Source organism: uncultured Methanobrevibacter sp. (assembly GCF_947169325.1).
Lineage (GTDB): Archaea > Methanobacteriota > Methanobacteria > Methanobacteriales > Methanobacteriaceae > Methanocatella.
This window is the reverse complement of sequence record NZ_CAMVPN010000094.1, coordinates 1-7,707: the sequence shown is the minus strand read 5'-3', so window position 1 is coordinate 7,707 and position 7,707 is coordinate 1. Positions and strand designations below refer to the sequence as shown.

Annotated in this window: 3 protein-coding genes and 1 pseudogene; 3 read left to right on the top strand and 1 reads right to left on the bottom strand. The window is 35.0% G+C overall.

Annotation, left to right across the window (positions count from 1 at the left end; translation table 11 throughout):
• Nucleotides 1-87: 87 nt before the first annotated feature.
• From Q0W26_RS10435 to Q0W26_RS10425, 3 genes are all read left to right on the top strand, one after another.
• Complete coding sequence (locus Q0W26_RS10435; RefSeq protein WP_298524947.1) at nucleotides 88-5,493, top strand: Ig-like domain repeat protein; 5,406 nt, start codon at nucleotides 88-90, stop codon at nucleotides 5,491-5,493.
• Between the two features lie 47 nt (nucleotides 5,494-5,540).
• A complete protein-coding gene (locus Q0W26_RS10430) occupies nucleotides 5,541-6,182 on the top strand; it encodes a flavodoxin family protein (RefSeq protein WP_298524944.1) in 642 nt (213 codons plus the stop codon).
• A 129-nt stretch (nucleotides 6,183-6,311) separates the two neighbouring features.
• The gene (locus tag Q0W26_RS10425; protein WP_298524941.1) at nucleotides 6,312-7,100 is read left to right on the top strand and encodes a hypothetical protein; all 789 of its coding nucleotides are present in this window, start codon (nucleotides 6,312-6,314) and stop codon (nucleotides 7,098-7,100) included.
• A 329-nt stretch (nucleotides 7,101-7,429) separates the two neighbouring features.
• Here the strand turns inward: Q0W26_RS10425 and Q0W26_RS10420 are convergent.
• Nucleotides 7,430-7,707 (bottom strand): annotated as a pseudogene (locus tag Q0W26_RS10420) (hypothetical protein); the annotation flags it as partial.

The window sequence follows — 7,707 nt, the reverse complement described above, 5'->3', positions numbered from 1 at the left end:
CATTTTGCTGATGGGACATATGTTATAAATGAAACAGATTCAATTTATTCTTCTTCAACATACAAGACAACATTTGTTGGTCAAAGTATGGAAAAGACTATTTTTAAATCCACTTTACACAATAAATTTGAGTTTACAGTCACTGATAATTCTTATTTTGTTTTAAGGAATTTGACAATGATTGGTGTTCACATTAACAACCAGGCAAATTTGGTGGCTGATAATGTCATGTTTGCAAACAGTGTAGGTTTTAATCCGTCTAATCCCCCGGCTTTATCCTATTCGTCTATTTCTAAAATATATGATTCCACTTATGGTGGTGTAATCATTTGTGATACTCCTTCAGGCAAGATTACCACTTTAGACTTAAATGATTGTCAGTTTATCAGCAATTCTGCTCTATCCGGTGGAGTTATAGCCACCTACAACTCCTTTGCTAATATCCAAAATTGTGTTTTCTACAATTCCTCAGCAGACCGTTTTGGAGGATCAATCTATAGTGTAAAATCTAATTTAACTATTCATGGTTCTTATTTTAAGAGTAATAATGCTAAATATGGGGGCGCAATATATGCCAATTGCAGTATTTTGGATTTGAAGGATTCTCAATTTAACATGTCTGAGGCATTCAGTTTTGGTGGTGCCATTGCATCTTTTTCAAGCCAATTAGATATTAATCATGTTGTCTTCAATGATTTTGCTTCTTTAAATGATGCGGGTGGTGCAATCTATATGGTTAGGGGAACATTGAATGTTGCAGATTCTTTATTTAGGGATGGACATTCCGATTTTGGTGGGGCAATTTGTAATTTAATGAGTATTTCCTCTGTTTGCGATTCTGAATTTATAAACAACACCGCAACATATTACGGAGGTTCAATCTACAATATGTATGGTGGTATTGCCCTTACTGGAAATACCTTCACTGGATCTAATGCAGACAGTGGGGGAAGCATTTTTAACAGGCTTTCCGATTCATTCAGATTATCAAATAATGTCTTCAAGGATTCGACAGCCAATGAAGGAAACATTATATTCATTGATGGAGATAAGGTCAATGTTGTGGAAAGCGGCAATGTTTATGATAATTCACATGTGTTTATAAAATATGGAAACGTTTACGATATCGATTATTATCCTGCGGTTCCATTGATTAACTATTCTTCTGAATCAATAAGTATGTTGCCTTCTTCCTATGATTCAAGAAAGTATGGTTATGTTACTCCGGCAAAAGACCAGATTCAAGGTGGAAACTGTTGGGCATTTGCAGGTATTTCAACATTGGAGGCATGCATTAAAAAAGCAACCGGAATCGAATATGATTTCTCTGAAGAAAATGTCAAAAACCTGATGTCAGAATATGCTTTGTTTGACTCAGATGATGGTGTAAACAGCGGTGGTAACTTATACATGTTTATAGCTTACCTTGCAGGTTGGTTTGGCCCAACATATGATGAATACGATACTTATGATGATTATTCATCATTATCAGTAATATATGATTCCATAGTTCATGTTCAAAATGTTTATATTTTGCCTGAAAGGGAAAGTTTCTACGATAACGATTATATTAAAAGAGCAGTAATGCAATACGGTGCCGTTTCCATTGGTATTGACCTATCAGAAAATCAGGGCCATGCTGTCACAATCGTAGGTTGGGATGATGAATTTGCCAGTAATGACTTTTTAGGAAATAAGGCAGTGGGAGCATGGATAATTAAAAACAGTTGGGGTTCCAATTGGGGATATAATGGTTTCGGATACCTGTCATACCAGCAGGAAATCAGTTTCGGTTATACCTTCATTTTCGACGATGACAGGGGCTACAGCAACATTTACCAATATGATTATGCAGGTAAAAGCGGTTTTCATAGCATAAAAAGTGATGAAGTATACATAAAAAATAAGTTCACAGCTAGAAATGATGAGATATTGTCTGCATTTTCAACATATTTCGATGAGCCAACAAACTTCACTGCTTCAATATATCTGAATGGAAATCTTGTTACAACTCAAAATGGTTACTCTCAAACTGGATACTTTACAATACCTCTTGTAAATGAGGTTCCTTTAAAGAAAGGAGATTCCTTTGAAATTTCAATCAAAATCTTCAATGGGGCACCGGTATATCTTCCTATTTGTACAGCTGATGAAATAAATAAGATAACCTTTGATAAGGGTATTTCATTCTACAGTAACGATGGCAGAAATTGGGTTGATTTATATGAATCAAATATGCCTGGCGTAGCCTGTATTAAAGCATTCACACGTTTAAAATCATTGAATGAGATAGCTATTGATATAAATCAATTCGGCGGTGATGAGGACAATCCATTAGGTAATGTCAGTGTTGGTGATTTGGTCAATATCCAATTGACTCTTCCTGAAAATTATGTTGAAGATGGAATAGCATGTCCTCTAGAGGGTCTTGTGACATTTACAATCAATGACCAGTATTATTATGCAACCGTTGAAAATGGAAAAGCCTGCCTGAACTTTACTTTTGAAAAAGAAGGAACATATAATGTAACCGCACAGTTCCAATCCAGCAGGGCAATTTCCAATCTTATTGACTTTAAGGTCAATGTATTAAAAAATGCACAGTCCAATTTGATTATTCAGGCCAATGATGTATCTAAGTTTTACGGCGGACCTGAAAAGTATGTTGCCACATTGTCCAATGACGGCAAGGCCTTAAGCGGAGTCAACGTTAAGGTTTCAGTTGACGGAAAAAATTACACTTTAAAAACTGACGCCAATGGTCAGATAATTCTGGATTTAAGCTTACCTGTTGGTGTTTATTATGTACATTTACAATATGGAGGAAAGACAGTCTCATCCAAGTTTGCAGTCTTATCCACCATTGTAGCCAATGATCTTTCCCAGGAATTTTTAGACGTATATGCTTCTGCATCATTCCTGAATACGGAAGGTAATGTGCTTTCAAATAATAAGGTGTCATTCAATGTTGAGCTGTATGGTACAAATTCCATCCCTCTTGAATATAATGCTACTACAGATAATGTAGGTTTCGCAAATCTTAAACTTAATTTATATGTTAATAAATATTTGGTAACTGCAATTAATCCAATCAGCGGTGAGAAAAAACAGTTTATATTGGACATATTGCCAGCAGATTCCACTTGTGTAGTTTCAGTTACTCAATTGGGTTCTGTTGTAACTATAAATGCCAACGTCAATCCTGTACAGGCATCAGGCCATGTCAATTTCCTTGTTTCAGGAAATGTCTATAAGGTTAATATTCAAAAGGGTGTTGCGGTCTTAAGGCTTGATAATTTGGCTCTTGGTGATTATAATGTCACAGCGATTTATTCCAGTGATTCCAATTTAAGGGTTTCATCAGATACAAAAACATTTTCCGTAACTGATAATCCATATCAGATTTCTTCAAGTAATTATTGGGGATACTATGGTGTTTCTGGAACTATGGCTACAATTACTGATGAAAATGGCAAAGGCATTGAAGGAGAAGTTGTAAAAGCAACTATTTCAAATAAAACTTATTACAATACTACTGATAAAGATGGAAATGCCATGTTTTATTTGGATTTGGAAGTTGGGGATTACGATGTATTGTTTGAATATAATGGCCAGTCAATATTGCATAAGGTTTTCGTATATTCAACAATTGACAAGGTCGATTTTTATGGCGAATATTTAAATTCAAAAGTTGGAGCCCATTTCATTGACCCTGATGATGAAAGCAATAAGGACTTTGATGTTAAATTCATTGTTGATGGAAAGGAATACAGTGCTAAAACAGATAGTACTGGTTTTGCCAGTGCAAATGTTGATTTGCCTGTTGGAACTTACACGGTTACAATTGTCAATTTGCGTAACGGAGAGCAAAAACAATCAAAATTAACAGTATATAAAACCACTCCTAAAATCACTCTTACAAAAAGCAAACGTGGAGACACTCTTCTTTTAACTGCTGATTTAGCGCATGATTCTGCAGTAGGTAATGTCGTATTTACCATGGGATCCAATAAGTACACTACCGGTGTTAAGAATGGAAAAGCGATACTGGCACTGAATGTTCTTGATGAAGGGTCTTATGAAGCATATGCGAATTATATTGGGGATTATAATTTCAACAATATAATCTCACCTACTATCAAATTCGATTATGTCCGTACAGATTACGCCCTTTCCGCTTCGGATGTATCAAAATATTATGGCGGTCCTGAAAAGTTCACTGCAAACTTAACCAATTTCAATAAACCTGTTGAAGGCGCAATTATCACTCTTCAAATAGGTGATGAAAGCTATAACATAACAACCGACAGCAATGGAATTGCCACATTCGACGCTAATTTAGACCCAGGACTTCATGTTTTCGAATGCAGCTTTGATGATAAAACTGTCAAGTCTGCTGTTACTGTTAAATCAACAATCACAGTCAATGGCGGTGCTGGAGAAGTATCAATTTCAAAAATCAGTGCTGAAATCCGTGACGGAAACGGTGATTTGGCTAAAAATAAGAAAGTCACATTTAAGATTGGCAACAGGGAATATGAACAAATAACCGATGATTTGGGTGTTGCAACCTTAGATGCAAGTTTGGAGAAAGGAAATTACACAGTAACAATTATCAACACAATAACTGGTGAAACAAAAGATTCCACTTTAGTTATCACAAAAACAACTCCTACCCTAACGTTATCATTTGTTAAAGAAAATGGTGCGGATGTCTTAAAAGCGGTTTTACCGAAAACCGCAACTGGGGATGTTATCTTTGTTTTAGGTGAAGGCAATGAATATTCATCAGAAATTAAGGAGGGAGTTTCCAGACTTGAAGATATCGATCCGGGAGAATATGACGTTAATGTGATTTATAATGGTGATGATAACTTTAATCCTGTTTCAAAATCCATAAAGATCAATGTCGCTGAAAAACCTTTGGAAAGCGTTTTAATGTCTTCAAAAGTGACAACCACTTATGGAACAAGCAAAAACATTGTTGTAACATTAATAGATGAGAATGATAATCCTTTAGTCGGAAGAACAATAACCGTCAAATTAAACAACAAAGTGTATACTGCTACAGTAAAATCCAATGGTCAGGCAATAGTTGCCATTCCAAAATCATTGACCGTAAAAACTTATGTTGCAACAATATCATATGCAGGTGAAGCAAAAGTTTTAGGAGCAACAAAGTCAGTCAATGTTGTAGTAAACAAGGCAACTCCTAAATTGACTGCCGCCAAAAAGACATTCAAAATAAATGATAAAACCAAAAAATATGTTGTTACTTTAAAAACAGATAAAAATAAAGTAATGAAAAAAATGAAAGTCACTGTAAAGGTTAACAAAAAGACATACACTGCAAAAACCAACTCTAAAGGTCAGGCAACTTTCAAACTTACAAAATTAACCAAAAAAGGAACTTTCACAGCTACCGTTAAATATGCTGGAAATTCATATTATAAGGCAGTAAGCAAGAATGTTAAGATAACTGTTAAAAAATAGTGTTTGGTTTACTTATTTTAATTTTTTAATTACCTGTAGGTGTTATTGTGAAAACTATTGTGATTAATGCAAGCCCAAGAAAAAAATGGAATACTGCAGAGGTTATGGAAGCGGCTCAAAAGGGTGCTGAATCTGTTGGCGCTGAAACTGAATTCATAAATTTATCTGATTTGGTCTTTAAGGGATGCAGAAGTTGTCTAGTATGTAAAAAGAAAGATAAGACCAAAGGAAAATGCTATTGGAATGACGATTTGACTGAAGTGATTGAAAAAATCTTTGACGCAGATTGTCTGCTCATCGGCTCACCGATATACTTCGGAGAGCCTACAAGCGAATTCAGGGCATTGCTTGAGCGACTTATTTTTTGTGTAATGTCCTATGATGATGGAAGCAGCTATTTTAGAGGAAAGGTCAATGTCGGAATTTTCTATACCATGAACGCTCCAAGACAGTTCTATGAAGAATCCATGAAGGACAATCTCTCAAGCATCGAGTTTCTGTTTTCATATTTGAACGGTGAAATCAAATCGTATCCTGTTTGCGATACATTGCAGGTTGGAGACTATTCCAAATACAACATGGGTGGCTTTTCCCAGGAACTGAAAGAAAAACAACTTGTTTTGCAATATCCAAAAGACATTGAAGAGGCATTTAAGATTGGTGCTGAGCTATCAAAAGGGTTTAAATGAATGCTATTATTTTTTTTAAATTTTTTGTGTATACATTTTTTAAAAATGCATACATTTATATACTACCTCGACACAATATTTAATTGTATACAAAAATCAATTTTGTAATACATTCCATAGGGTGATAATATGTCAAACCAAAAAAGAACAGAAGACCCAAGAAAATTCACATTCGGAAATGAAAGATTCGGGGGATCATATTCTCCTGGTGAATTCGAATTCAACTTCCCGGAAGACATGTCCAGGGAAGAATTCGAACAGATGTTCGCACGAAAAATGAATGCATTGCACAGAAGAGGAAATGAATTTGCAGATGAATTCTTTGATTCAAAATCCAGGAAAGAAAAGCTCAAGCCATTAAGCATACGCGTAAAACCGCACACCAAGGAATTTTTCAAAAATCATTCAATACTCTCACCAAGAGACGTGTTGGAGATGTATGAAAACTTCAACAATGGTTCAGAGGCATTCATCAATTCATTGATAGAGGATGAAAAGAACTTGGAAAAAGAACTCAAGGAAGTTCAGGAAAAACTGCACAATGCAAGACTGTTTAAAGAAAAATTAAGTGAAATGGAACCGGAGGGTGATATTTTGACAGATGAAGATAAGATTTTACAATTAAAACGGGTCTATAAGAATTCCCAGATTAAGGTCATAGGAAATGAAACTTCAATCGGAAAGGCAAAAAATGATATCATTGCAGACATTCAAATCTACAACACATTAATCATACGTGTTTTCAATAATGAATTCCTGACAATTGGCGTATATACAAATGCAGAACCTGTTGTTTACTACTTCAAGAATGAATGCGCAGATGATGATGTGACAGATATCATAAACCGCATTGAAGAGTTCTGTAATGAGCAGGAAATTCAGTTTCAGTTCATTGAACATTCCTGCTTTGAAGAATGATGAACATTTGTGAAAGTGTGCAAAAGCACATCTGCACACTTCATCTATTTTTATAATAAATGAGGTTCAAAATAAGATTGCATGTTCATGTCCCTCCCGGCGATAACCAAGTCATGCTAGGGGACGGAACATGCCTCCTATCGCTAAAAGGCGAGTTAGGTGTGTTTATAGAAATCTCTATCGTGGTGGCGTCTTGAAAACTCTCAAGACTTTAATTTGGCTTGGTTAATATATCTTTGATGGTTCATACTATGATTACACTTAAAATCCTTTATTTTTTAAAATCAAATATTAGCCAAGTTGAAAATAAAAAAAGTAAAGGGGTAATCTTACTCGGAAAGTATTAAGGTTACTCCTTCAATAATTAAAACGACTCCAATAATCATTGCAATGTATATAGGTTCTGAGAGTGCGAATACTGCCAATGCTATTGAAATGATTCCCATAAGTAAAACAAGTACTGATGTGAAAGCAGATACACGGCTCATTTTTGATAATAATCCTATAATTCCGAAGAATATCATGATGAATCCTACAAGGTAGAATTGAATTCCAATAAGGAATGATAATGCATCGATATAGAATATGAACAGGAATCCGAATATTA